A 1133-nucleotide genomic window follows, 5' to 3' on the forward strand; every position below is an offset into this window, starting at 1 on the left:
CTAGTGTCGTGAGTCGTTAATTCGGGTGCAGTAGCGGGCGATGGAGTCGAGGATCTGGTCGGCGGTCTTGGTCCAGATGTAGGGCCTCGGGTTGTCGTTCCAGGTGTTGATCCAGGCGCGGATGTCGGCGTTGAGTTCGCGGACGGAGCGGTGGGTGCCGCGTTGCAGCTTCTTGGTGGTCAGTTCACCGAACCAGCGTTCGACGAGGTTGAGCCAGGAGGCGCTGGTCGGGGTGAAGTGCAGGTGGAAGCGGGTGTGAGCCGCGAGCCAGCGTTTGACGGCCGGGGTTTTGTGGGTTGAGGCGTTGTCGAGCACGACGTGGACGTCGAAGTCGGCGGGCACGTTGCGGTCGATGGTGGCCAGGAACTTCTTGAACTCGATCGCCCGGTGTCGGGCGTGCAGCGATCCGATCACCTTCCCGGTCGCCAGATCGAGAGCGGCGTAGAGGCTGGAGGTGCCGGCGCGTTTGTAGTCGTGGGTGGCTCGGGCCGGGGTCCCCGGCATCATCGGGAGGATCGGCGCGGTGCGGTCCAGGGCCTGGATCTGGCTTTTCTCGTCCACGCACAACACCACCGCCCGCTCGGGCGGATCGAGGTACAAGCCCACGACGTCGCGGACCTTGTCGATGAACAACGGGTCTTTGGACAGCTTCCACGCGTCCTGCCGGTGTGGTTGCAGCCCGAACGCCCGCCAGATCCGCGAGACCGCCGACTGCGACAAGCCCAGCTGCGCGGCCAGTGACCGGGTCGACCAATGCGTGGCGTCCGCCGGCGTGGTCTCCAACGTCGCGGTGATCACCGCCTCGACCTGCTCATCGCTGACCGTGCGCGGCCTGCCCGGCCGCGGCTCGTCGGTCAGCCCGTCCAGCCGGTAGGCAAGGAACCGCGACCGCCACTTACGGGCGCTGCTGACCGCGATCCCCAACTCATCCGCGATCGCCGTGTTCCCCAACCCGTCCGCGGCTGCCAGCACGATCCGGGACCGCATCGCCAACCCGTTCGCGCTCTTCGTCCGCCGCGACCAGGCAACCAACTGGGCACGTTCGTCGTCGGACAAGCTCACCGGCGCAGCGACAGGAAACGGCACCACCCGATCCTACATCGCTACATGCGAATTAATGACTCGGGACACTA

Annotated in this window: 1 protein-coding gene; it reads right to left on the reverse strand. The window is 66.3% G+C overall.

Annotated features, from left to right (window positions below):
- Positions 1–1086, reverse strand: a complete 1086-nt coding sequence (locus Asi02nite_RS41240; RefSeq protein ID WP_203719479.1) for an IS630 family transposase — start codon at positions 1084–1086, stop codon at positions 1–3.
- Positions 1087–1133 lie beyond the last annotated feature (47 nt).

Origin of the sequence: Asanoa siamensis (assembly GCF_016862555.1) — a bacterium.
Taxonomy (GTDB): domain Bacteria; phylum Actinomycetota; class Actinomycetes; order Mycobacteriales; family Micromonosporaceae; genus Asanoa; species Asanoa siamensis.